Annotated in this window: 15 protein-coding genes; 5 read left to right on the top strand and 10 right to left on the bottom strand. The window is 64.7% G+C overall.

Translation table 11 applies throughout. From position 1 onward, the window contains the following. Nucleotides 1–22: 22 nt before the first annotated feature. The 5 genes from tssE to ACFZAI_RS07530 form a co-directional block, all read right to left on the bottom strand. A complete protein-coding gene (gene tssE, locus ACFZAI_RS07550) occupies nucleotides 23–508 on the bottom strand; it encodes a type VI secretion system baseplate subunit TssE (RefSeq protein ID WP_006226590.1) in 486 nt (161 codons plus the stop codon). A gap of 68 nt (nucleotides 509–576) precedes the next feature. Continuing rightward, entirely contained in the window at nucleotides 577–1080 is a 504-nt protein-coding gene (locus tag ACFZAI_RS07545; RefSeq protein ID WP_062685259.1) for an Hcp family type VI secretion system effector, read from the bottom strand. Between the two features lie 45 nt (nucleotides 1081–1125). After that, complete coding sequence (tssC, locus tag ACFZAI_RS07540; protein ID WP_391566355.1) at nucleotides 1126–2622, bottom strand: type VI secretion system contractile sheath large subunit; 1497 nt, start codon at nucleotides 2620–2622, stop codon at nucleotides 1126–1128. After that, nucleotides 2615–3130, bottom strand: a complete 516-nt coding sequence (gene tssB / locus ACFZAI_RS07535) for a type VI secretion system contractile sheath small subunit (protein WP_006226593.1) — start codon at nucleotides 3128–3130, stop codon at nucleotides 2615–2617. The genes tssC and tssB overlap by 8 nt, the downstream gene beginning before the upstream one ends. Before the next feature lie 73 nt (nucleotides 3131–3203). Further along, the gene (locus tag ACFZAI_RS07530) at nucleotides 3204–3800 is read right to left on the bottom strand and encodes a hypothetical protein (protein WP_391566354.1); all 597 of its coding nucleotides are present in this window, start codon (nucleotides 3798–3800) and stop codon (nucleotides 3204–3206) included. Nucleotides 3801–4054: 254 nt separating this feature from the next. On the opposite strand from ACFZAI_RS07530, the gene tssJ reads away from it, so the two are divergent. The 5 genes from tssJ to ACFZAI_RS07505 all read left to right on the top strand — a co-directional run bounded on the left by tssJ (nucleotide 4055) and on the right by ACFZAI_RS07505 (nucleotide 15930). Beyond that, complete coding sequence (gene tssJ / locus ACFZAI_RS07525) at nucleotides 4055–4672, top strand: type VI secretion system lipoprotein TssJ (protein ID WP_391566353.1); 618 nt, start codon at nucleotides 4055–4057, stop codon at nucleotides 4670–4672. A gap of 67 nt (nucleotides 4673–4739) precedes the next feature. Further along, nucleotides 4740–6083 (top strand): type VI secretion system baseplate subunit TssK, encoded by a 1344-nt coding sequence (tssK, locus tag ACFZAI_RS07520; RefSeq protein WP_391566352.1) that lies wholly within the window; start codon nucleotides 4740–4742, stop codon nucleotides 6081–6083. A gap of 16 nt (nucleotides 6084–6099) precedes the next feature. Continuing rightward, complete coding sequence (gene icmH / locus ACFZAI_RS07515; RefSeq protein WP_391566351.1) at nucleotides 6100–6879, top strand: type IVB secretion system protein IcmH/DotU; 780 nt, start codon at nucleotides 6100–6102, stop codon at nucleotides 6877–6879. An 82-nt stretch (nucleotides 6880–6961) separates the two neighbouring features. Further along, nucleotides 6962–15373 carry a type VI secretion system tip protein TssI/VgrG gene (tssI, locus tag ACFZAI_RS07510; protein ID WP_391566350.1) on the top strand — a complete coding sequence of 2804 codons (8412 nt, stop codon included), beginning with the start codon at nucleotides 6962–6964 and terminating at the stop codon, nucleotides 15371–15373. A gap of 56 nt (nucleotides 15374–15429) precedes the next feature. Next, entirely contained in the window at nucleotides 15430–15930 is a 501-nt protein-coding gene (locus ACFZAI_RS07505) for a hypothetical protein (protein WP_391566349.1), read from the top strand. A 79-nt stretch (nucleotides 15931–16009) separates the two neighbouring features. Here the strand turns inward: ACFZAI_RS07505 and ACFZAI_RS07500 are convergent, their stop codons facing one another. The 5 genes from ACFZAI_RS07500 to ACFZAI_RS07480 all read right to left on the bottom strand — a co-directional run bounded on the left by ACFZAI_RS07500 (nucleotide 16010) and on the right by ACFZAI_RS07480 (nucleotide 24152). Beyond that, nucleotides 16010–18316: a hypothetical protein gene (locus ACFZAI_RS07500; RefSeq protein ID WP_391566348.1), complete on the bottom strand. Its 2307-nt coding sequence runs from the start codon at nucleotides 18314–18316 to the stop codon at nucleotides 16010–16012. Continuing rightward, nucleotides 18309–19088: a hypothetical protein gene (locus tag ACFZAI_RS07495; protein ID WP_391566347.1), complete on the bottom strand. Its 780-nt coding sequence runs from the start codon at nucleotides 19086–19088 to the stop codon at nucleotides 18309–18311. Before ACFZAI_RS07495 ends, ACFZAI_RS07500 begins: the two co-directional genes overlap by 8 nt. A gap of 169 nt (nucleotides 19089–19257) precedes the next feature. Then, a complete protein-coding gene (locus ACFZAI_RS07490; RefSeq protein WP_391566346.1) occupies nucleotides 19258–20220 on the bottom strand; it encodes a DUF4123 domain-containing protein in 963 nt (320 codons plus the stop codon). A gap of 5 nt (nucleotides 20221–20225) precedes the next feature. Then, on the bottom strand, nucleotides 20226–23225 hold the full coding sequence (locus tag ACFZAI_RS07485) for a type VI secretion system Vgr family protein (RefSeq protein ID WP_391566345.1): 3000 nt from the start codon (nucleotides 23223–23225) through the stop codon (nucleotides 20226–20228). Nucleotides 23226–23282: 57 nt separating this feature from the next. Then, nucleotides 23283–24152 carry a hypothetical protein gene (locus ACFZAI_RS07480; protein WP_391566344.1) on the bottom strand — a complete coding sequence of 290 codons (870 nt, stop codon included), beginning with the start codon at nucleotides 24150–24152 and terminating at the stop codon, nucleotides 23283–23285. Between the last annotated feature and the right edge of the window lie 176 nt (nucleotides 24153–24328).

Genomic DNA, 24328 nt, shown 5'->3' with positions numbered 1-24328 from the left:
TGCACCCGCTGCGTGTGATGCGTCAGACCGTGGCTGGGCTCTTGGCCCAGCCTTTGGTCACGGAGTACTGCAAGGTCGACGGCTGCAACGTCGCATCAAAGGTCACGGGTTCATGGGCAGGCCCCACATCCAGCATGGCCGTGATGGCGAAATACAGCACCGACGTCGCCCGGCTATCCACTTGCAGCATCACCCGCACATGGGTCAGCCGCGGTTCGTGCCGCGCAATCGCCTGTTCCAGCGAACGGCAGATGAACTCGCGGTCGTAGTGGCTGGCCAGGCTCAGGCCGGAAAAATCCGACAGCCCGTACGTCAACAACGACCGCTGGCAATTCGGGTAGCGCCGCAGATCTTCCTCGGTGAACACCATGCGGGTGTTCAGCAAGGCCTCGATGTCGCGCGCCACCGTCTCCTTCATTTCTTCGATCGACAAGCGCCGCAGCGCATAGGGCGACTGGCCCTCGCCTTCGAACAGCTTGTCAAACAGACTCGGTTCGAATCCTTTCATCGGGGCCTCAAATAAAAAAGACAGCGACCCGGCTCGGGCCGCGGTCTTCTTGCCTGGCGCAGCGGCGATCAGACCGAGTAGGTCTTGTCGTTCTTGGTCAGGCTCCAGGCGCCCTGGGCGTTACCGCCTTGATTGCCGCCCACCTTCTGCTGCGTGTACTTCCATTGCACGGCGGCGTACTTCAGCGAGAACGACTCGTGCGGCAGCCCTTCGGCCACCACTTCGGGCGCCACGCGCGCGATGATCACGTACTTCAGCTTGATTTCCAGGTACTTGACGCGGTTGCCTTCACCGTCGGCGCGCAGGAAGTCGATGGTGACTTCGTCAAAGGTGGTGCCGCCGGAGGCGTGCTGATACAGCAGCGGGCTGACCACGTCCAGGTCCTTGGTGAAGATCATTTCCCCATGTTCGGTACGCTCGGCGGTGTGACCGCCCGAGGTCGAAGCGGTGGCCGAACGCGGCTGGATGATCTCGTGGCGCCACGAGCTGACTTCGATCCAATCCGGGTGGTCCTTGTCTTGCGACTCGCCTTTGAGCGCCGGATTGCCGAACTTGACGTAGATGTCCTTCATTGTTGATAACCTCTTTTAATGGATGAGTTGTCAGTGCAATGACGCTCAGGATTTCTGGGCCTGGGCCGGCAATTCGGCAACCAGGCGCAACGAGATCGAGAGTTCGTCAAGCTGGAAATGCGGCCGCAAAAACGCCACGGCACGGAAGACGCCAGGACGTCCCGGGACCTCGGCCACCTGCACCGAAGCTTCACGCAGCGGGAACTGCGCTTTTTGTTCCTGCGTCGCGTTGTCGTCCAGCAGCACGTACTGCGACACCCAGCGGTTCAGGAAACTCTCTACGGACTGCGCCGATGCGAAGCTGCCGATCTTGTCGCGCATCATCGCCTTCAGGTAGTGCGCCACGCGCGATACCGAGAAGATGTATTGCAGCTGCGCCGACAACACCGCGTTGGCGTTGGCGCTGTCCGTGTTGTACTTCTTGGCCTTCTGCACCGATTGGGCGCCAAAGAAAGCCGCGTAATCCGAGTTCTTGCAATGCACCAGCGGGATCAGGCCCTGATCGCTCAGCTCCTTTTCGCGACGGTCGGTGATGGCGATTTCCGTTGGGCACTTCAGCGCAATTTCGCCGTCGTCCGTCTTGAACGTGTGCGTGGGCAGGTTCTCGACCAGGCCGCCGCCTTCCACGCCACGGATGGCCGCGCACCAGCCGAAGTCGGCAAACGCGGCGGTCAGGCGCGCGCCGAACGCCCACGCGGCGTTGCACCACAGGTACTTCGAATGGTCGGTGCCGTCGACATCTTCAACAAAGTTGAAGCCTTCAACCGTGGTGCCTTCCACCGGGTCATAGGGCAGGCGGCCCAGGAAGCGCGGCATGGTCAGGCCGACATAGCGCGAATCTTCAGAATCCCGGAAGCTGCGCCACTTGGTGTATTCCACGGTGTCGAACACCTTGGCCAGGTCGCGCGGGCGGCCCAGGTCGGCAAAGCTGTCCAGGCCCAGCAGCTCGGGCGACGCGGATGCGATGAACGGCGCGTGCGAAGCCGCGGCCACGTGCGACATCTGTTCGATGAAGTACATGTCCTCGGGCTGGCGCGTGATCTCGAAGTTGCCGAGCAAGGCGCCAAACGGCGCGCCGCCGAAGGTGCCGAACTCTTCTTCGTAGACCTTCTTGAACATCAAACTCTGGTCGAAGTCGATCGCAGTCTGGAAGTCACGAACCAGGTCACGCTTGGTGGTGTTCAGCACCTTGATCTTCAGCATGGGACTGGTGTCGGTCTCTTGGCACAGATAGTGCAGGCCGCGCCACGTGCTCTCCAGCTTCTGGAATTCAGGCGCGTGCATCACTTCGCTCAGCTGCGCGGAGATCAAGCGGTCGAGCTCGGCCACGCGCGCATCCAGCATGGCCGACAGGTTGTCGGAGACAACCACGGTGCCCTTCATCACTTCACGCACCAGCTCACCAATGATGTCTTTGGCGCGGTCATGCTCGGCGGTGGACTTGGCGACGCGGCTTTGCTCGACGATCTGGTCCAGCAGCCCGCTTTCGGAGCCGGCCGATGCGGCAGCGGCAGTGTTCTGTGCGGCGGCGGAATTACTCATTGCGGCCTCCCTTGTCGGTCTCGCTGGTCAGCTGTTGCAGTTTTTCAGTGCTGGTCAGCACTTCGCCCAGCAGGTCTTCAAGCTTGTCGTTGCCAGCAAGCTTGTTGCGCAGGTCGGCCAGCTTGGTGCGGATGTCCAGCAGCTCGCGCAGCGGGTCCACCTGCTGCACCACGGCTTCCGGACGGAAGTCTTCAATCGAGCGGAACTTCAGATCGACGCCGAACGTGCCGCCCTCTTCCGTCAGGCTGTTCTTCACGCGGTAGGCCGCGCGCGGCTCCAGCCCGCGCATCACGTCGTCGAAATTATCGACATCGATGTTGACGAACTTGCGGTCCTTCAGCCGCGGCAGCTCCGCTTCGGATTGCGCGCTGAAATCGCCCACCACCCCGACCACGAAGGGCAATTCCTTCTGTTCGATGGCGTCGCCCTTCTCCACGTCATACGTGAGCTGAACGCGCGGCGGACGGACTTTCTGCAATCGTTTCTGTACGCTTTCTTTCTTGGCCATGGAAGGCTCCGTGCAAAGGATCGTGTCTGTCGGTCAAGCGTGCGCCGCAGGGCGCGGCGCACACTGAGGCGAATCACTTGGTAAGCAGGTCGCCGAACGGATTCGGCGCGCGGTTAGGCTGCTGGGCGGGCGGGGAAGCGGGTTTCGTCGCCGACGGCTGAGCCGCTGGCGGCGTTGCGGGAACGGTGGCGGGCGCCGCGCCGGACGACGCGGCTTGCGATGACGGGGTTGCAGCGCCGGAGGTGGCGGCATCGGGCGCCGGCTCCACCTTGCGCGGGGGCTGGCGGGGACGCGGCGGCGGCGGGCGGCGGCCTTCTGGGAACAGCACATCCTGCCCCAGCGTTTCGCGCATCGATGCGGCCAGCGCCACCGCATCGGCACGCGCGTTGCCCGCCAACAGCGCATCGGCGCGCAGGTCCGCCAGCGACTGCATCGCCACGCGCAAGCCCCCCACGGCGCGCACGGTCTTGGCGACAAAGTCCTGCGGGTCGCGGCTCAGCGTTTCATCGGCCGCAACAATCGCCTGGCCATATTTCTGTTCGTCAAAACGAATCTTGGCAATGTAGGACCAGGGTTCGCCCTTGGACGGATTGCGTTGCGCGATCTCTTCGAATTGCACAACCGCCTGGTCAGCACCCTTCTGCTCCAGCGTCTTTTGCGCGGCTTCCATCGATTGTTTGAACTCAGCTTCCGACTGTGGTTTGACGGTGGCACAGCCGGCCATTACTGCAACAACACCAGCAATAACAACGAGGCGGGAAAAGGGCATTTTTAAGCACCTAGCAAGGTTGTAACTAGGGGCCGTATTTCAACAACCTTTTGTTAGTACCAAGCTACAGCGCGTGTCTTCATGTTACGTGCATCGAAATTGCATTCATCATGCTGCGATCTGTATTGCTTCACACAGTTCCGGTATAAAGGGCCATGTCCAAACATATCCATTTATCACGTTTGATCGCAGTGGCCGCTTGCACGCTTGCAAGCACCGCCGTTACTGGATGTGCGGCCGTTTCGGCTATCGGCGCAGTGGCCGGTTTGACCGGTAATGCGATGGAGATGGCAGGCCTGAAAAAGCCTGAAAACGCGCCTGTAGAAGTGAAATTGGCGATTCACGCCGGAGAAAATTTGAATGCCAGCAGCGGGCAATCGATGGCTGTCGTTACAAAAATATACTACCTGAAGAATCCTGAGCAATTCCAGCGTGCACCGCTCACGCAATTGATAGACACTGCGCAAGAGAAAGCCGCGCTGGGTGAAACGATGTTGGGCGTACGCGAGCTAACACTCACACCTGGCCAGCGTTACGAGACCTTGGAAAAGGTCCCCAAACAAGCGGAATACATTGCGATCGCGGGGCTGTTCTATGCGCCCGCGCCGATGCGTTGGAAGTACGTATTCAAGGTCGACGGTGTGGAAGACAGTGGCATTGTTTTAGGCGCGCATGCGTGCGCGCTGACTGTGGCCACTGGCAAACCCACACTGCCGGCGGGCATACCAGCCTTTGACCCCGCACGCCTTTCCGGCGTGCAGTGTCCTGGTTGACGCGCACTGCGCGGCCGCCCGCCTTCTATATAGATAGACATAGAAAGACAAGAGAGGGAGCGCCAACTTGAGTTATTCAGCCAAAGTCCTTTGGGGCGAAGGATTGTTCCTGCGGCCGCAGCATTTCCAGCGGCAGGACGCGTATCACGAAGACCGGCTGGCCGAGATGGCCCGCGCGCTGCACCCGTATGCATGGGGGTTGCGATCCGCGCGCTTTGATGCGTCGGCGCTGGCCAACGGCATGCTGCGCGCCACCGAAATGAGCGCCGTGTTTCCCGACGGCGAGCTCTACAACGCGCCCCACGGCGATGAGCTGCCGCCGCCGGTTGCGCTGACCGCGCTGGACGGCGTGAGCGAAGCGGTGTTCTATCTGGCGATTCATCCGCTCAAGGCCATTGGCGGCAACTACCGGGATGGCCAGGCGGCGAGTTTCGATACGCGCTACACGCACAACAACACGCCCGCACCGGATCTCTACACCGGCGCCACCACTGCGGAGCTGGCCTTTCTGCGCAAAGACGTGCGCCTGATTTCCGAATTCGAACCGCGCGACGAACTGCTGGCGATACCCGTCGCGCGCGTGCGCCGCACGGCAAGCGCGGGCTATGAACTCGACAGCACATTCATTGCGCCCAGCCTGTCGCTGACAGCTTCGGGCGCGCTGCACGAACAGCTGCGCCGCCTGCTCGACGCGCTGCAAGCGAAGGTCAATGCGCTCTATGGGTTTCATCGCGAGCCCAGCAAGAACATCATTGAATTCCGCTCGGGCGACGTGGCCTCGTTCTGGCTGCTGCACACCGCCAACGAAGCCTACGCCACGCTCTCGCACCTGTTCCATCATCCGCAGCTGCATCCCGAACGCCTGTTCCAGGAACTGGCCCGGCTGGCCGGCGCGCTGATGACGTTCTCGAAAGTCCACACGCTGGCCGATCTGCCCGTGTATCGCCACGACGCGCCCGGCCCGGCGTTTGCCCGCATGGACGAGATCCTGCGCGACCTGCTTGAAACGGTGATCTCTACCCGCTACTTCTCCATCGTGCTTGAAGAACTGCGGCCCTCGTTCCACATGGGCCGGCTCGACTCCGAGAAGCTCGACGAAACCACCTCGCTGTATCTGGCGGTGCAGGCCGCGACGCCGGCGGCCGAACTCTCCGAGAGCGTGCCCATGCGTTTCAAGGTGGGTGCGCCGGAAGACGTGGACAAGCTCGTGCTGTCGGCCATGCCTGGCGTGCCGCTGACCTACACGCCGCAAGTGCCGCCTGCCGTGCCGGTCAAGCCTGGCGCCGTCTATTTCGCCTTGCAGACGCGCGGCTCGCTGTATGACCGCATGCTGCAAGCGCGCAGCATCGCCATCTATGCGCCCGCAGGCATACCCGAACTCAAGCTGGATTTGATCGCAGTGACTCGCTGACAGGAACGACACCGCCATGACCGCTGACACCCCTTCCCTGATGTCCGGCGCCACCCTGCCCCCGCGCGCGGCCGACTTCCACGCCAGCCGCCCCGCCAAGTCATTGCTGGACCTGTTGTACGACGGCTTCCTGATGTTGTTCCTGGTGAAAAGCGGGCAGGAGCCCACGGATGCGGCGGCCTTCTCCGCGCGCGTGCAGCAGTTCCTGGCGGACTACGAGCGCGCCGCCAAGAAAATGGATATTCCCGCCGAAGACGTGTACGCCACCAAGTACGCCTTCTGCGCGGCCGTCGACGAAACCGTCTTGAATTCCCGCTTCGCCATTCGTGATGCATGGATGCTGCAACCCTTGCAGCTGACGCTGTTCGGTGAACAACTGGCCGGCGAGAATTTCTTTGCCCGGCTTGAAGACCTGCGCGCCCAAGGCGCGCCGCGCCTGCAATCGCTAGAGATCTACTACATGTGCCTGCTGCTGGGCTTTCAGGGCAAGTACCTGATCGAAGGCCAGGAAAAGCTGGGCTATCTGACCGCGCGCCTGGGCGACGAAATTGCGTTGCTGCGCGGCAAACGAACCGGCTTTGCGCCGCACTGGCCCCTGCCCGACAAAGTGGCCCACACGCTCAAGCGCGACGTGCCGCTGTGGTCGATCATGGCGGTGTTTGCGCTGCTGGGCCTGCTGGCGTTCCTGGGCATGGGCCACTTCCTGAACACGGAAATGCAAACCGCGATGGCCCCGTATCACGACATCGTCAAGCTGGGTCCACGCGCCGCGCACCTGACCATTTCGCTGCCCTAGCCCCTGAACGCACCGCAGTCCCCGCCCCTTCCGGCGCGCCCGCCGCGCCTTCGGCACTGCCGATCGAACACCGCCAAGTCCTATGAACGCCTTGTCTTCGAACGCCCCGGCCTACTCTACGCTGAACATCGCCACCCTGTCGCAACAAGCGCGGCTGCTGCGTGTGAGCACGCCGCTGGACGCCGAGCTGGTGGCCGAACACATGAGCTTGCGCGAAGGCGTCTCGCGTCTGTTCTCGCTGACGCTGGACTGCCTGGCGGCCAGCGCCGAGCTCGACGTGGCGGCGTTGCTGGGCAAGGAGATCAGCGTCAGCCTGTTGCAGGCCGATGGCTCGCTGCGGCGCTGGCATGCGGTGGTGGATGGCGTCGATGCCTTGGGCGCGGATGGCGGCCTGGCCCGCTACCGCTTGCACGCCGCGCCGTGGATGGCCGCGCTGGCCTTGCGGCGCGACAGCTTCATCTATCAGGACCTGTCGGTGCAAGACATCGTCAGCGAGGTGTTTTCAGATTATCCCCAGGCCGCGTTCGCCTTTGAAGTGACTGCTGCGCTGAAGCCCCGCGCCGCTTGCACGCAGTACCGCGAGTCGGACCTGGAGTTCGTGCAGCGCATTCTGGCCGAAGCGGGCCTGAGCTATCGCTTCGAACACCAGCAGGACGATGGGCAGTCCGCAGGCGGCGGCGCGCGCCATCGCGTCGTCATCTTCGACGCCGACGCGGCGCGCCCCGAAGACCCGGCATCGCCTTTGCGCTTTCATCGCAGCGACGCCACCGAAACGCGCGACAGCATCACGCACTTTGCGGCCATGCAGACGGTGCGCCCGAACGCCGTCGCCCGCGCAGCCTGGAACGAACGCTCACTGACCGCGCACGCCGCGCAAACCCGTTCGCAGGTGCAGGTCGAAGCCTTGCCCGTGCTTGAGGACTACGACTATGCCGGCCATGGCCGCTACGCCGATGATGACGCCGCCGAACAAAGCGTGGCGCGCGCCTTGCGCGCCCATGAGTCCACGCTGGTGCGCTTTGAAGGCGCAGGCACCGCCCGCACGCTTGCCCCCGGCCGCGTGTTCGCGCTGAGCCAGCACGACCGCTATGCCGCAGGCGGCGGCGGGCAGGCCGTGGACGAACTGGGCGGCAACCGCTACGTCTTGCTGGACGTCACGCACGAAGCCACCAACAATTTGGGCAGCCAGGCGGCGCAAGTATTGAATACGCCCGACATGGAGCGCGGCACCTACCGCAACCGCTTTCGCGCGCAGCCCGAAGCCGCGGCATTGATCCCGGTCTGGCGCCCGCGCCCCACCGCCCCCGAGGGCCTGGCCGCCGTGGTCGTCAGCGCCAGCGACGCGCCCATCACGTCCGACCGCGACTTGCGCGTGAAGGTGCAATTCCCGTGGCAGCGCGGGGAAAAACCGTTGACCGGCGGCCTGCCCCATCGCACCCATGGCGACGCCAGCGGCAACGCCCCTGGCGACGAACGCTCTGGCACCTGGCTGCGCGTGGCCAGCTCGCAAGCCGGCCCCAACTGGGGCGCGCACCATCTGCCACGCGGCGGCACCGAAGTCATCGTCGAATTTATTGATGGCGATATCGACCAGCCTGTTGTTGCGGGCCAGCTATACAACGACGCCGACCTGCCGCCCTGGTCCGCCGGAGAAAACGGCGACGCCAATCACGCGGGCGTCTTGAGCGGCTGGCACAGCCAGGGGCTGGACGGCGCGGGGCGCAACCAATGGGTCTTTGACGACACCAAGGGCAAACTGCGCACGCGCCTGGCAAGCTCCACCGCCGCCACGCAGCTGGGCCTGGGTTACCTGGTGGAGCAACAGCTGGACGACGCCAACCGCGGCCAATGGCGCGGCACCGGCTTCGAACTGCGTTCGGACGCGTGGACCGTGGCGCGTTCGGGCCAGGGCATGCTGATATCGGCCACCGCACGCGAACAAGGCAAGTCCACACAGGCCGACGCCGAAGAAGCGCTGTTGCTGCTGCGCGGCGCGCAAGACGCCTCGCGCCGCTTGAACGACAGCGCCAGCCAACATCAGGCGCGCCCCTTGGCCGCGGCCGAGGGCTACGACGCATTGCTTCAGGCGCTGGACCCGGAGCAAGACGGCCGCTACACGCCGCAAGTCAACGGACAAGCCGCAGGCAAAGCCGCCAACGGCCAACGCACGGGTGACGCCCCCGTTGAACGCATCAACGGCCCGCATCTGTTTATCGACACCCCAAATTCGCTGAACCTGGCCACGCCCGCCAGCGCCGTGCTGCACGCGGGCGAGCACCTGCACACCACCGCGCAGTCCGACGCCCACGTGGCGGCCCAGCAGACCTACGCGGCCGTCTCGGCGCGCTCGGCCAGCGTGTTCTCACAGCAAGGCCCGATCCGCGCCATCTCGGCGCAAGCGCCCGTGTCCTTGCACGCGCACACCGACATCCTGGAAGCGCTGGCCGGCCAGGACATCACCGTCACGTCATCCGCCGAAGGCATCGAGATCCTGGGCAACCAGCGCGTGACCTTGCAAGCGGCAGGCGGCAGCGTCACGCTGGACGGTGCGAACATCGTCTTCAAGGGGCCGGGCCTGTTCTCGGTGAAGGGCGCGACGCACAACTTCGTCGGCCCCGGCAGCGACGCCGCCAATCTTCCGGCGTTGCCCAGCACCACCGTGGACGATCCGCTGATCGTCAGTGCGGAACTGGTGCACAAGGACGGCGTGTTCGCCACCGCGGCGAAGAAGGCCGGGGCGAGTCTGATGGCGGGGTTTGGTGGCGTGGGCACCGGCGCGGGCACCGGCGCGGGCACCGGCGCGGGCGCGGGTGCAGCGGCTGGGCTGGGTGACATCATGCCCAGCGGCTTGAGTGAACTTGGCAAGACCGCGGCCGGCGCTGCATCCAAGCTGTCGCAACTGGCAGGCCAGGCGAACACGCTGGCCGGCCTGGCGAAGAATCCGATGGGCGCGCTCTCGGCGGGCTCTGGTTTGCTGGGCAACGCAAGCCCCGCCCTGGGCGGCCTGATGTCGACCGCCAAGAACACGATGGGCATGGTGTCGCAAGCGCAAGCCATGATCGCCAACCCGATGTCGGCGCTACCGGCCGCGTCGGGACTGCTGGGCTCGGTTGCGCCGGGCGCAAGCGGCATGATCGACAGCGCGGCGTCGGCGGTTGGCACGGCCACGAAGGCGGCGGAATTGATCAAGAACCCGGCATCGGCCCTGCCCGCCGCCACCGACATGCTGGCATCCGTTGCGCCCGAAGGCGCATCGAAGATGATCAGCAGCGCGGCAGGATTTGCGGGCGTTGGCGCGGGTGCAGGGGTGGGTTCGGAAGCGGGTGCAGGTGTCGGGGCAAACGTCGGGGCCGCGCCGCAGGCGAGTGCGGCAGGAGCGGGTACGGCGGGCGGTGCGGCAACGGCATCTGCATCGGCGGCGGGTTCTGCTTCGGCTTCGGCTTCGGCTCCTGCTTCGGCTCCTGTTTCGGCCTCGGCTCCTCCCTCGGCATCGACTTCGCCGGAGGCATCCGCATCGGCGCCTGCCACCACGGCGCCGAGTGCAGCGGCCGCACCTTCTACCGCGACGGCGTCTACTGCCGCTCCGACGCCTGCGGCATCCGCCGCCTCCACGCCCAATACAACCTCGACAAACGTGGGTGGCGCAAATGGAACAAGCAGCGCCACCGCATCGGGTGGCGCGCCTGCCAGCGTGTCGCCGGCCTCCACCGCGCCCGCTCCGATGTCAGCGTCCACCAGCACCAGCATGTCTTCCGGTACGCCTGATGCGGCAGCGACTGCCGCCGCATCGCCGATGGCCGCAGCGCAAGCATCCGCGACGTCGCCTGCATCGATGGAAAGTACCGCCAACACTCCGGTGTTCTCGGCATCCCCAGCGCCCGCCGTGGCGGGAATAGGCGCGCCCGTGAATGCCGCTGGTGTTAACTCTGGCACGGGTGCCGCCGCGGGTGCAGGCGCCGGTGTGAGCGCTGGTGTTGCCGCTAGTGCAGGCATAGCGGGCGCAGGCATTGCGGCAACGAACGCGTTGGCGCAATCGGCATCCGGCAACGCCATCCCGACTACCACGTTGGCCGCCGCGCCTGCGGCAACGGGCATCGACACGACCAGCCTTGGCAATACACCATTCGGCGTGAGCGCCATTGATGCGCCAGGAATTGATGCGCCAGGAATCGATGCGCCCGCAGTCGTAACGCCGGCCACGTTCGCATCGGATTATTCGACTGCTGACCTATCCACGCCGAACTTCAATTCCGCAGGGTTGACCAACGCTACCAGCGCGGCGGATGTTCAAAGCGTGAGGGCAGAACATGTCGCTTCGGAAGCGGCCATTCAGGCGGACCACCCGACAAGCACGCGCGCGTTAGGTGCCGATGCGGCTGGCGTCGTTGCAACCCACGCAGAGACAGCCAACGCAGGCACGGCAAGCTTCGGAACCGCCAGCGCGGCTCCCGTTAACCTTGACGCGATGAATCTGGGCGCGGCCGCCACCAGTACGGCGGCCTTGGGCGCAACGATCAACGCTTCGGCCTTCGACAAGACCAGCGTGGCCCCTTACGCAAACGGTTTGAATAGCAACCCGGAAAATGTTTCGGCGCGCGACACATCTCTGCCCGGCTCAGTCAACACGGTCTCAATCAACACGGCCTCAGTCAGCACGGCCTCAGTCAACACCACATCCGCGACATCGCTGCCCACACCGGTTGCCGCCGACGAGGCACCGCCCGCGGCATCCACCGTCTCGCAGCCGTTGATCGGAACCGGCATCCCCCACGCCGCGATCGCCAGCACCGGTCTGTTGGCCGCCGTTACGGCAACGGTATCGGCAACCACGCCACTACGCTCGCGCTCGGATGACGACACCCGCGAGGACGCCAGCACGCAGACGCCAACACACGCTACGCCCGGCGCGGCAGCATCGCACCACCACCCTGCCGCCAGACTTGGCAGCGATACGCGTCACGCGACGCCTGCCGGCGAGAAGGTGCATGGATCGTCGCAGTCATCCGCGTCGCCGTCTATGCAAACCATGCATCCCGGGCATCCCGCGCATCCCGCGCATCCAGTGCATGCTACGCATACCACGCATACCACGCATACCACGCATACCGCGCATACCGCGCACACTACGCATGCGCCGCATACGACACATACGACGCAAGCCGCCGCATCCTCCGCACACACCGCATCCCAAGCAGACGCCACGAATAAAGACGACGCGGCGCAACGCCCCTCCACCGTCCCGAACGCGGCCTTGTTGACGACGCTCGCAGCAGGCGCCAGCGGCTTGTTCAGCGCCACCGCCTCCGCAGCCAGCAGCGCCGCATCAACCGTATCCGCCGCTGACAGCACCTTGTCCGGCGCCTTGGATCTGCGCAACGTCGCATCGCCTGCCGGCACGGCGATAGCAAGCGTCGACGTGCCTGACGTCACGACGAGTACGCTCCCGTCGGTTGCTGCCCCCCTGCCCCAAGTGGAGGCGTACACGCAGGTCACAGAAGCGAGCCACGGCGCGAGCCTATCCACAATGTCCAACGCTGGCATCACCAGCGACTCCAACGTCCTTGTCGCCAGCACCACCAGCGTCCCGGGATCGGAGACCGTGCTGAACAGCGCGCCGTCCCTACCGCAAGCCGCCACGCAAACGCCCGGCTTCGTTCCGGCATCAGGCACCTCGCTGCCGCAAGGCGCGGGCCTTCCGGGTGCAAGCGGTGGCGCCTTGGGCATTCCGGGCACCGACACGTCGGCTGCGAGTAATGCGCCCATTGGCGCCGCCAGCGCGGGAACCAGTGCGACCGCCGCTGCGGCGAGTACGAGTTCCAGCGCTGCCTCGGCCTCGACAGCTGCGACAGGCGGCGATGCAACCGTGGCGGCCGTCTCTGCGCAAGGTGCGGGTGCAGGTCCAGATGCAGGTGCAGGCACCGGTGCAGGCGCCGGAGCAAGTGCCGGGGCCGCTGCCGCTACGGGCGCAGCCGCGCCAGCAGGTTCAGCCTCGGGTGGAGTCGCGGGAACGGACGCTGTGTCCGGTGCGGGTACAAGCGTCGGCGCGGACGCTGGCGGCACTGCGAGCACCAATACCGGCACTACCGCTAACACCCACGCAGGCAGCCACGCCAACGTCGGAACCGCTACAACCGCCGCGTCCGCCGACACCGGCAACCCGGCAGGCTCCGTGCATCAAGGTGCTGCCGCCACCGGTTCCACGAACCCGGGTGGCGTCGATACTCCCTCCAGCGCCTCCCCTGCCGCGGCTCCACCGTCCGCGACAGCCGGCGCCGCTACAACGAGCAGCGCGGCCACGGGCTCGCCGGCAGGCAGCGCTCCCACCGCCACTGCGCCCACCGCCTCTGCCCCCACTGCCTCTGCCCCCACTGCCACTGCACCCACCACCGCTGCGCCCATCGCAAGCACCGCCCCCGCTTCTCCCCCCGACACCGTCCTGGGCAGCACGACCGCGCGCGCGGCGGGCATGTCGGACAGCACACCCGCCACCCGCGCGACGGACTTGTCAGCCGCCGCGGGGGCCGGCGCCGCTACCAGCACCGCGGCCACCAGCAGTGGCGCCGGCGCATCCGGCATCGGGGCCGTGGCGGCAGGCGGCGGCCTGGCGACGTTTGCGCAGCAGGCCAGCGCCGCATCCACGGCAATGTCCGGCGCATCCACGGCGATGTCCGGCGCGTCCACGTTCGCCGCAGGCGGCGTCAGCGCCAACGTCGGCGCGGCCATCGTGCCGGTCATGACGCAGGCGTTGAACGCCAGCGGCGACCGCATGGCCGCCTTGAGTTCCGCCGTCGACACGCTATTCAACCTGCCTGACGTCAATCAATCGAACATCCCGTCCGTGGCCGGCGCCATCCTGAGCATGCCGGGGCTGTCATCGTCGTCGGTGCCGGGGGTGATCGGGGCCATTCTGCAATCTCCGACGCTTGCCACCGAGACCTTGCCCAAGGTGGCCGACGTGCTGATGAAGATTCCCGGCGTGGCCGATTCGCCGCTGCCGCAGATCGCGCGCGATGTGCTGGACTCGGTGGGGTTGGGAACCACGGCGCGCACGCAAGGCACGAACTTGCCGGGCGGCGCACCCGCAGGCTCCGGCCGCGTGGTGCCGGGTATCTCCACCTACCGCGCCCGCCAGGACGGCGCGCGCCTGCAATACGTCAACCTGGCCCAAGTGGCCGACCGCTGGAACGACGGCAGCGCGCTGACCACCACCGAACGGCAATCGAACCGCCCGCGCATCCACGTGGAATTCAACCGCCCCGGCCAGCACCGCTTCACCATCACGGTCAAGGCCGACCCCGCCAACATTCCCTACTCCGCGCGCGAACGCGGCCGCCGCGCCAGCTATCAGGAACCGCACAGCAACCCGCGCAGCTACGTCACCAACGCCGACGGCACCCGCATCGTTGACGACATCACGCTGCCCGCCGCCGGCCTGAACCTGTACCTGTTCGAAGTGCGCGACGAACGTGGACAGCTGATCAAGACCGAACGCGTCGAGACCGTGCGCCGCCTGTACATCCAGGAAGTCATGTGCATGAGCGCGCATCCGGCCGGCCACCTGGCCGACGTCACCCCCGTCACCGCGGAATTCGCGCTGCACGGCATCGACATGATCCAGCTCCCACGCCTGCAATTCCGTGGCCGCTCGGCGGTTGATGCGGCCGACACCCCCGAGTCCCAGCAAGCCATCATGAACGCCGTGCGCGCAGTTTATGCCAGCTCGGCAGGCAAGCAGCGCGAACCCTATACGCTGGTCGTTTGCCACGTTGACCGCCTGGCCGCGCCGGGCGTCAGCGGCGACATGCGGCTGCCGGTGCCTGCCGGCCCCGGCGGGCGCGTCATGACGGTGCCTATCGTCAACGACGACCGCAGCCAATCCAGCCTCTGGTACGAATTCGACGCCAGCGACGACTGGCTGGTGCATGCGCGCTACCTCTACACAGACGCCTCGGGCGCTGAGCGCTCGATTCCGATTCCGCGCCACCTGATCACGCCCATCCGCGAGAGCAATGGGTCGGTCTGGTCCGTGTCCGTGGACCTGACCCGCGTGTCGCCCACCCCGCTGACCGGCATCCTGAACATCCAGTTCAACACCGTGGCCGCCAGCTACGCCGGCCTTGCCATCACGGGCACCAACCTGCTGTTCGTATCCACGCTGGACCCTTACGAGCCCAATTCGCAGGCCTACCTGACCGAAACCCTTGCCCACGAAATGGGCCACTTGCTGGGCATGGTGCCCAGCGGCCCCGACTGGCCGGGCCTGCGCAACCAGGACGAATCCGCCGACGACTCAATGCTGGACCCGCCGCCGCACTTCTACTACAACGCAGGGGGCCACTGCTATTACGGCCTGCCCGACCAGAATGGCGAGTACAACGAAGAAATCGGGCAGTGCGTGATGTACGGCATCACCTGCGCGAACATTCATTTCTGCCCCAGTTGCAGCAAGGCCGTGCGCAAGGTCGACTGCTCCGAAGGCTGGTCGGCGTTCTGACGCCGCCTTCGCTCCGACGACCACCGCCGCCCGCTCACGCAAATTTAGATTCCGACATGCCCATCATGACGACCGACTGGATTGAACCCGCCACTTTCGCCTCGGTGCCTTCGCACTCGCAAAAGGAACATGCCTGCATGCCGCCGCTGCAAGGCTACGACGCGCAGATGCGCATTGCCGCGCCTACCCGCGTGACGATCCGCGACGGCAGCACACTGACGATTCCCGTTTGCGCGCGCGGCATCCTGCCCGTCGTGGACAACCCGCAGCTGCCGCGCTTCGTGGCGGTGGACACGCGCACCGGCAAGGTCTATCGCGGCATCGCCTTCAACTACGTGCGGCCCAAGCTGCCCAATGTGTCGGTCGACCCCAGCGAAGGCGCGCCCCCGCCGAAGATTCCTCTGCCGCCAGGCATGACCGTGGAAACGCGCTTCACCACGGATATGGCCGGCGTTCTGCATCTGCCCGCCACGCCCGCGACGTACGAGGTGTATATCGAGGCGGAAACCGTGAAGTCGAATACGGTGACGATCGAGGTCGAAGCCGGGAAGAAGTAAGCGCGCCGCGCTGCCGATGCGCGGCCCGACCCAACCCGCAACGCGATTCACGCCGTACGCAGGCCTGTTGCTCGCGCCTTCAAGGCCGGGTGGGTGTCATTTGTTGGATGTTCTGCTCTGATCGTGCCGCTAGCGCTTCCACCTTTTCCGCGTTGCGCATGTCCTTGGCGCGCTGCTCCATTTCCGCCTTCGCATCGGTCTTGGCGAATATGTCTTTGTCGCGCACGCGGAAGTACATCGTGGTGCTGGCCAACAGGTGATCGGGCCAACTGCTCAACATGGCGTCGTGCACCAGCCAGTCGAACAAGGTCATGACCTTGGGTGGCAACTGCGTCTTGCCGTCGCGCGCATCGCGCCAGGCGGTCAGCAGGCGCTTTTGCATGGCGCGTTCTGCCTTCATGTCGGCCAGCGGGTCGGGGGCCTTCTGTGCGGTCTGGGCGTCTCCCGGCTTTGCCCCATTGCGCATGGCTTCGTTGGCATCCCGTTCTGGGGCCCACATTTCCATCACGCGAAGCTGTTCCGGGGCATGCTGTTCCCAGTTCTTACGACGCAGCTCGGTTTCGGCATCCCGCTGCTCGGCCTTTTCAAGGCTTTTGTATTCCTCTTCCAGACGATCCCAGAGTGGCTTGAATCGTTGCGGTGGCGCTTCTCCCCGGCTCGCCATGGCGCGCTCGCGGCGTTCTTTCGCAAGGGCTTGGAGTTCGCGATGCCGCGCGGTGGTTTCGGGCTTGGCAAGCTCTTCCCGCGACAGCGTCGACAAGCGCCGCGCCTCCTCCTGGGCCTCTTGCTCGGGAGTCATGTAATCGCGGTCTTTGAGCCATGCTTCGGCGGGGTCTGAAAGACCGGCGCGAAACACCGGGTCCTGATACCGCACCGCCAGCCAGCGCAAGAAGATTTCCATGTGCGGAGCGAAATCGCAACCGGGTTCGTATTTGACGAGTTCGCGGTAGGCCGCGACGAGTTCCGGGACGTGGTAGCTCTGGCCTTCGTCTTCGATGGGGACGGCGAGAGTCATTAAGTTGTAGGCGGCAGGCAAAGTCTTGGCCAGATATTCCATGCTATGAATCGCGGCTCCCTGCGATATCGCGAGGTTCATCATCTCTCGTAGAGGAACACGCGATAAGGATGGCCGAGCCCCCAGTGCGCCGGGAGGTGCTACACCCGTAACGTCGCCACTAGAACCCGGATGCAGATATTGCATGCCGCGCGTCTTTTCCAACGAATCCATGCGCTGGTTGCGACGTAGTTCATGGGCCGCAGCGAAGTGAACGGCCTTTTCAACAGCGGCGGGCACGGTCAGCGTGCGATCCTTATGACTTTGCTTGAGAAGGTCCGTGAAGGGAAGAAACCCCAGAAAGGTATTCTCGTCCATGATCGACGCAACAGAATCAAATAGCCCCAAGAATCGGATACGAATTTCAGCATCAGGGGCTCCATCTTTGCCAATGATGGCAAGGTCCTGATCATGACGGCGCTTATACTTTTTTACGATATCGTTGATAAACTGTTTTGCGATTACTCCGCCTCGGTCGGCGCCAAATACTGAAATCTCGATACGTACGACTTTTTCAGTACCCGCGTTGGCAGTTTCGTAGGCTAGCTTGAATTGACGCTTTGCCGCATCCAACCGAGTGTCTATACCAGTGCCCATCAGAAGAGCAACGCTCGCGTTGTCCCGTATGATCGGAACGCCTTCCATGATGGTGGCCTTGGTGGCTTCTTTGGCACTGGTCCATGCGACCTTCAATGGGTTTTTCTTAAACCCCGTCCAAGCACCTCGAATTGTGGCTTCTGCGCGGGTGCCGACGCGCTCCAAATCCCACGCGTTCCAGATCCGCACGGTCTTCTCTGGCAGAGTTCGGACTTCCTTGATGACATCCTTGTACGTCTTAACCATAGGTTGATAGGAGCCATTCTTGAGGGACTCCTGCACCGCCTTTCGTGCCCGAGCCATCCCATCAACATTGGGAATCTCGTCAAGGCGAGTGATATTCTGGGCAGCGCCCTTTACACTAGCTACAGCCTTATCGGCCAGCTTTCCACCGGCGATCGCCATCGCGTTGACGAATTCATCAACCTTGGCGCCATGGTTAAGCTCGACGCCGATGCCGGAATAATAAAAACGTAGCCAATGCTGCTTCTTTGGGCGCTCGCTATCCTCCTCGGTGAAATGGGCCATCCACAACCTGCTCACATTCGACAAGAACGTTGGCGCATTCTCGTCCAGGTCTTTGTTGCTCCCAAACCCATCAAAGAAGAATCCCATCCGCAAAGTCAGACCGCATTCGGTGCAAGAATCCTTGGGGTAGGCGGCCTCGTTCTGCGCGATCGCTTTCAATACCGAGGCTGGGGTGCGATCCTGCTCTGGCAACTGCAACTTAGACATTCTTATCCCCAGGAGGCGTTCCAGCAGCCTTAACTTGGGCGATTTTTTCCTTGGTAAGGGCGGCGACGGCACGACCAAAATCACCTGGCTTTCGCTTCGGCTCCTGCAGTAGTTTCGCCAGGTCGGCGTCGTTATCAAAATTCGACGCAACAGTGAAGTAAAGATACATATACGCCCTCATATCCTCGGCGTCCTCGATACGATAGCGAATCCACGCTTGCTTCGCGACCTTTGCGAGGACATACCGTAGTTCATGTATATCCTCGTAATCCATCAATTCATCTCGGTGATGCTCGTAAAGCCACCTGGTCGTCTCTGGGATTGGAATTCTGGCTTGGCCAAGCAGCTTTCGACTCAAGGCAAACTCCATGTGCTCATCTGGATAGATATGCAATTCCAAAAAGATGGGACCGTCTCCAGGAGGAGACTCCTGAGGAGGAAAGTCAACTTTGGTCTCTTTGGTAAAGATCACGTCATCGAATTTCCCATCGAACATGTGTTTTCGCATCAAGTCTGCATCGCCGCCACGCCACTTAACAGTAAAGTCAGTTCCCTTGAGCGTGTAGCAGCATGAGACACTGCCTTCCCCCCCTCCGGACCGAATCATTCCACTCCCGGCCGCGCCACCGAACGCATCGACGATTCGAACGGAAGTTAAGTCCCACGGCGTGTAGTTGTAGGTAATGACGCTCACACCCTGGTAGGTTGGTTCGCCATTGCAGCCCGCCAATAGGCCAAGCCAGATGAGCACGCCGATCAACCCTTTACGCATCCTTGACTCCCGAATTATTCAGATTCACACAATCTCTTTGCTACGACTGTCCATTGGGCTTCGCACCAGACTTCTTGCCTCTCCGGATACTGCATGCGGTATTAAGCTGATCAATAGCCCTTGCAGCAACATCATGTCTCCCTAATGAGATATCCAGGCTGCACGGCGATCAACCCGCCCAATGCAACGCCTGCACCTCATCCCACACCGCATCCGGCACGTCCGCCAGCGCCTTCGCCAGCGCGCCGTCAGCATCCGGCCGATATCCCCGCAAGCCCTCGCGAATCAACGGATGCTCATCAAAAGCAGGTGAAATCGACACGCCCCACGCTACGTAGTCAAACGTGTCCTTGTCGCCCTTCACCCCATGCGCCCGCGCGCGCTCCAGCTGGGCTTGCACGCGAGGCACCAGCGCATCCTGATCCGGGTCGCCGGGCAGCAGCCCGGGATACAAGCGGCGGAGTTGCACCGCGAGCTTGTCCGGGTAGTCCAGATCAAACAGCATCTGGTGCTGCTCGGGCGTGAAGCGTTGGATGCCGTCGGGCGGGTCTGCGGGCAGCCTGCCCGTGCCGGACACTTCCGCCTGCGTCCCATCGCGCAGCGCGTAGCGCAAGGTGATGAGCGGCGAGGCGAAGCGCGTGCGCTGCTCGGCGGTCCAGACTTGCAGGGCGCGCGCCAGGATGCGGGCGTCATACCAGTGCAGGAAGAACTCGCTGGCGTCGGGCAAGGCGTAGTCGCAAAACCTTCCGAAGTGCGCGATGAGTTTTTCCAGCGGCACGGCGGACGCGAAGCTCATCATTGCGTAGCGGCCGCCATTGCGTTCATGCAAGGCGTTCAACGCGCGCACAAGCGGAGTACTGAAATCAGCCCGGCGCGGCCCGCGCAGCACCCCTTGCGAGGCGCCGTCCACTTCGATCAGCAGGGGCGCTACGTCGCCATAGATATCCAGGCCGGTCTGCGCCCAGATCGAGCCGAAGCTCAGGTCTTCAGTGGCGGTGATGCGAGCCAGCAGATCGGGGTGGCCACGAAAGTCGACGATCACATAGGCGCGCGCGGCTTCGCCATAGGGGCCGCGGTGTTGCGGCAATTCAGCCATTGTGGAAAGCAGCGCCTGCTGCCAGGAATAAGCCATCGCCATCACGCCTTGTCAGTGATCGACTGCACGCTGTCCTGGGCGTCCAGAATGCAGGTCTTGCACACGGTAAATTGCGGAAACGGATACGGCATTTGCGTCGGGCCGGCGAATTGCTTGTTGCCGGTCTTGACGTCGATGCGGCCCGGGGCCGTGACGGTGATATTGCCGCCTTCGATGACGATGCTGGCGCCCGCTGCGTTGGCGATGCGGATGCGTTTGGGCGACGCGTATTCGATGCCGGCGTTGGCGCTGATCATGCGCAGGTCTTGCTGCGCCTGCACGGTCAGCACATCGTGCTGGGATATCACGTCGACTTCGCCGGTGCCGGCGATCAGGTCCAGGCCCGACTCGGCGCCGCCCTGCTGCACGCCGGCCACAATGCCCAGCGCCTGGCCGGTGTGCACGCGCAACGAGCCGATGACGGCCAGGTTGTGGTCTTGTCCCGAGGACCAATGCACCAGCTCGCCGGCCGTGATTTGCACGTTGCGCCCGGCGGCTTGCGTGAGCCCGGCGCGGCCTGCCATCAGCACCAGCGGATCGGTCAGGTGCGGCACTTTGCCGTCGGCCACTTCTGTGTGCTTGGCCGCGGCATCGCCTGATGCGCCGCCGAGGGCGTCGCCGGCGACGGTGCCGGACACGGCATGCGTCATTGCGGCAAGCGGCGCACGTTCGCCGTCCAGCCGGCTCGCGCCCGCGGACGTCGTGCCGCGGGCCGAAGCCAGCCGCACGCCCTGGTGCGCGCCGACCACGCCGTCGAATGACTGCGCCATGATGTCGGCCTGCCCAGCCAAGGCCAGCGGCGCTGCGGCATCGCCGGCAGGCTCGCTGCCGCCCGCCGTGTAGGTGGTAAGTAGAACACCGCCGCCGCCGCGCAACGCGCCGAAGCCGTCGGTGCGCAATTCCGCGCCCACGCCGCGCACGTTGCCGCGATAGTTGCCCGCTTGGTGGATCAGATGGCCCAGGTTCAGTTCGCTGGCGGACTGCGTGGACTTGATCTGCATGCGCAGCTGGCCGTCGCTGTCGTCGAACACGATCTGGTTGTAGCCGTCGCCGCCGAACTCCTTGCTCTTGAAGCCGCTTAGCGCGGCCGCATTGCGGTGCTGCTCGTCGCCGCCCGCCGCGCCGTGCCAGGCGGGTGCGTTGCCGCTGGCCAGGTTGGCTTGTGCGCTGGGCTTGCCATCGCTGGCCGCGGCATAGACCTCGGTGTTCATCGGCTCGCCGGCTTTACCGCCGGGGGTGGACGGAATGCCGCCTTCGCCGCGTCCGTTGTATAGGGCGCCTACGACAAGCGGCTGGTCGATATCTTCATCCAGGAATCGCACCAGCACTTCCTGGCCGATACGCGGCACAAAGCTCATGCCCATGCCCGCGCCCGCCTGGCGTTGCGCAACGCGCGCCCAGCGGCTTTTGGCCAGACCGTCGCCGTCGGCTTGCCAATGAAAGCGCACGCGCACATCGCCGCGCGCATTGCGGTAGATCTCGTCTTCGCCGCTGGCTTCGGTGGCGCCTTCGGCGTTGGTCACGATGGCGGTGTGCACGCCCACGGCAGAAGGCGCGCCGGCCAGCCTGGCGCCGCGCGCGGTGGGGGGCATCGCGCGCCAAGGGCGGTCGCAGCGCACCGCGCGAAAGCGGTTCGCGTAGCCGACCTCGTGCGCGCGCGCCAGCACGGCGGCGTCGGGGCGGCCGGCGCCAATGTCGCCGTCACCTTGCTGTGCGTTGTGCTGTGCGTTGTGCGCTCCGCTGTGCTGTCCGTTGTGCTGTCCGTCGCGTTGCCAGTCGCGCTGTTCACCGCGCTGTCCGTCGCGGTGTCCGTCGCGCAATCCCGCGTATTCTCCGTCGTCGCCCGCCGCCGGCTCGTCGTCTTCAAAACACAGATAGTCATCCAACGCGCCCAGCTTGTCGGCCAGATTGGCGTCGGCCTGACCGGGCAGGTTGTTCATCCCGGCATGCTCCACACGGTCCAACGCAAACACCGGTTCAAAACCCGATTCCCCTGACGGCCCCAACGGCGACATGTCTTGCAGCGTGAAGCGCGTGCCGGATCGGAATGTGCGCACATTGCCGCGCCCCAGGAATGTCTCGGCGCTGGCCTGCACGGCTTCCATCAGCAAGGTGGCCTGGAACTGCGCGTGCGCCTGGTTCAGCAGGCCGCCGTGGCCCAGGGGTTCAAACCATTCCAGCCCCGCGCTCTCGTCATCGGCGCCGCTGGCGGGGCCGGCCAACGCCTGCCCCGTGACGGCGTGTTTGCCGCTGTCGTGCCAGGCCAGCACGGTAACGCGTTCGACGCCGCGGCGCTGCCTGCGCGCCAAGGCCTGCACGCCGTCGCGCGATTCCGTTGCATGCGCGCGCTGAAAACGCACGCCCGCGCTGGCGGACTCGGCGTCTTCGGCCAGGCTGCGGCTGTCGGCAAAGATCAGCACGGCGTGGCGTGCGGGTGCGGCGTCGTCTTCAACAGTGGTCCAGCCCAGGCCGGATTCCGCGAGCAGGCGCGACAAGAAGGCGTAATCAGTTTCGCGATACTGCGTGGTGTAGGAACGCGCGGGCAGATCGGCCAGATGGCGCTCGACCTCCGCGGCGATCTTGTAGGTGTAGCCCTCGTAGCGATCCAGCACGTGACGCACGATTTCAAGGACGGGCTGATTTTCATAGATGCGGCTGTCGCGCCGTTGCGTGGCCAGCCACAGCCAGGGCGCCACCGTCACGCGGTAGCGCGCCTTGCCCGCATTGCCGCCCAGCATCTCGGCTGCGCGCACGACACCGCTGCGGCCGATCTCGCTGCCATCGGCGCGCGTGGTCCACAGCGTGGCGGGCCGCGACACCATGTCGTTCAGGTCCAGCGCCGCGTCGTCGGCCAGCGCCACGACGCGCATCTCGCCCAGCGCTGACAGGCCTTCGCGCGCGACCCAGCCTTCGACTTGCAGGGACGCCAACGCGCCTTCGCCGTCAAGACGGTAAAGACGGGAGTGGGCGCTGGCGCTGCCGTTGCTTGCGTTCACAGCCATGGAGCAAAAACCTCGTGGGGGACGTTAGCGATACCGGCCCGATACGGACGGCAAATTTCAGGGTTCGACGTTGGCCTGCGGTGTGGGGCATTCGGGTGCGGTGCCCCACTGCCCCGCGCACACGCGCAGGCGGCATTGTTCGCCTTCGATAAAGCTGAGCTTGCGGCATTCCTTCAAGCGCTCGGACAGCGGCGAGCCCGGCATTTCACGCATGAAGACGCCTTCCGACTTGTACACACGCGTGCCAGGCGGCGATGCAGGCGGCAAGCCATAGTTCATCAACGCGGACAACAGCGCGGCGTCGGTATCAGAAGGCTTGGCCGTCTTGCGCGGCGGCGTGCTGGCGGGCTTCGCGGCGCGCGGCGCGTTCGCGTGTTGCGCACGTTGCTCAGCGGCCTGGCGCGTGGGACCGGGAGCGGCGGCAGGCGACCCTGCGGCGGGCGATCCCGCGGCGGGCGGTGTCGTCATCGCCAACATCGATAGCGGATTCGTAGGTTCGCCTTGCGGGTCGGGTTCGCCACGGCCCACGCCTGCATCGCGCGCGGGCGGCGCCTCATCAATGATGGCGGCCACGTCGGGCGGCTTATCCATGGGCTTGATGGCAAGCTCGCCCGATGTCGAAGACGGGCTCGGCATCGATGCTTGCGGTAACGCGGCAACGGGGTTGGAAGCGGAGGCAGCAGAAGCCGGAGCCTGCGCTACCATCGGCGCGGCCCCGTCCTCGTGAATGATCCAGCTGATGCCGCCCGCCATCAGCGCCAGCAATAACGCCAGCGCCACCCAACGCCGTGCGCGGCCATCGCGCGGCGTCGCAAGATGTTTGACTTCGGCTTCTGGCGCGCGCCCTTCAAGCGCGGCAAGAATTCGCGACGATTCGGCCTCGCCGCGCGCGGGCGCAGAGGCGCTGAGCAAACTCGGCGCGGTCATCGTAGGGCGAGCTTCTTTTTTCTCTTCTGCCATGCGGGTTCCCGTGTCAGCAGGAGGCGTGTGCAGCCCCCCTGTAACCAAGCTCGACGAGAATACCCGATAGGCCTATTTCGATCATTGCTCCTTGTTACGATTCCTAAGGGTCGGACGCTGTTTGCAACGCCGGATCACTTGCC

Origin of the sequence: Achromobacter sp. NPDC008082 (assembly GCF_042957345.1) — a bacterium.
Lineage (GTDB): Bacteria > Pseudomonadota > Gammaproteobacteria > Burkholderiales > Burkholderiaceae_B > Achromobacter > Achromobacter kerstersii_A.
The sequence above is the reverse complement of the archived record's forward strand: the minus strand, read 5'-3'. Positions and strand labels throughout refer to the sequence as shown.

Coding starts and splice junctions, on each gene's coding strand:
- tssE (WP_006226590.1), bottom strand. CDS start 508: ATGAAAGGATTCGAACCGAGTCTGTTTGACAAGCTGTTCGAAGGCGAG.
- ACFZAI_RS07545 (WP_062685259.1), bottom strand. CDS start 1,080: ATGAAGGACATCTACGTCAAGTTCGGCAATCCGGCGCTCAAAGGCGAG.
- tssC (WP_391566355.1), bottom strand. CDS start 2,622: ATGAGTAATTCCGCCGCCGCACAGAACACTGCCGCTGCCGCATCGGCC.
- tssB (WP_006226593.1), bottom strand. CDS start 3,130: ATGGCCAAGAAAGAAAGCGTACAGAAACGATTGCAGAAAGTCCGTCCG.
- ACFZAI_RS07530 (WP_391566354.1), bottom strand. CDS start 3,800: ATGGAAGCCGCGCAAAAGACGCTGGAGCAGAAGGGTGCTGACCAGGCG.
- tssJ (WP_391566353.1), top strand. CDS start 4,055: ATGTCCAAACATATCCATTTATCACGTTTGATCGCAGTGGCCGCTTGC.
- icmH (WP_391566351.1), top strand. CDS start 6,100: ATGACCGCTGACACCCCTTCCCTGATGTCCGGCGCCACCCTGCCCCCG.
- tssI (WP_391566350.1), top strand. CDS start 6,962: ATGAACGCCTTGTCTTCGAACGCCCCGGCCTACTCTACGCTGAACATC.
- ACFZAI_RS07505 (WP_391566349.1), top strand. CDS start 15,430: ATGCCCATCATGACGACCGACTGGATTGAACCCGCCACTTTCGCCTCG.
- ACFZAI_RS07500 (WP_391566348.1), bottom strand. CDS start 18,316: ATGTCTAAGTTGCAGTTGCCAGAGCAGGATCGCACCCCAGCCTCGGTA.
- ACFZAI_RS07495 (WP_391566347.1), bottom strand. CDS start 19,088: ATGCGTAAAGGGTTGATCGGCGTGCTCATCTGGCTTGGCCTATTGGCG.
- ACFZAI_RS07490 (WP_391566346.1), bottom strand. CDS start 20,220: ATGGCTTATTCCTGGCAGCAGGCGCTGCTTTCCACAATGGCTGAATTG.
- ACFZAI_RS07485 (WP_391566345.1), bottom strand. CDS start 23,225: ATGGCTGTGAACGCAAGCAACGGCAGCGCCAGCGCCCACTCCCGTCTT.
- ACFZAI_RS07480 (WP_391566344.1), bottom strand. CDS start 24,152: ATGACCGCGCCGAGTTTGCTCAGCGCCTCTGCGCCCGCGCGCGGCGAG.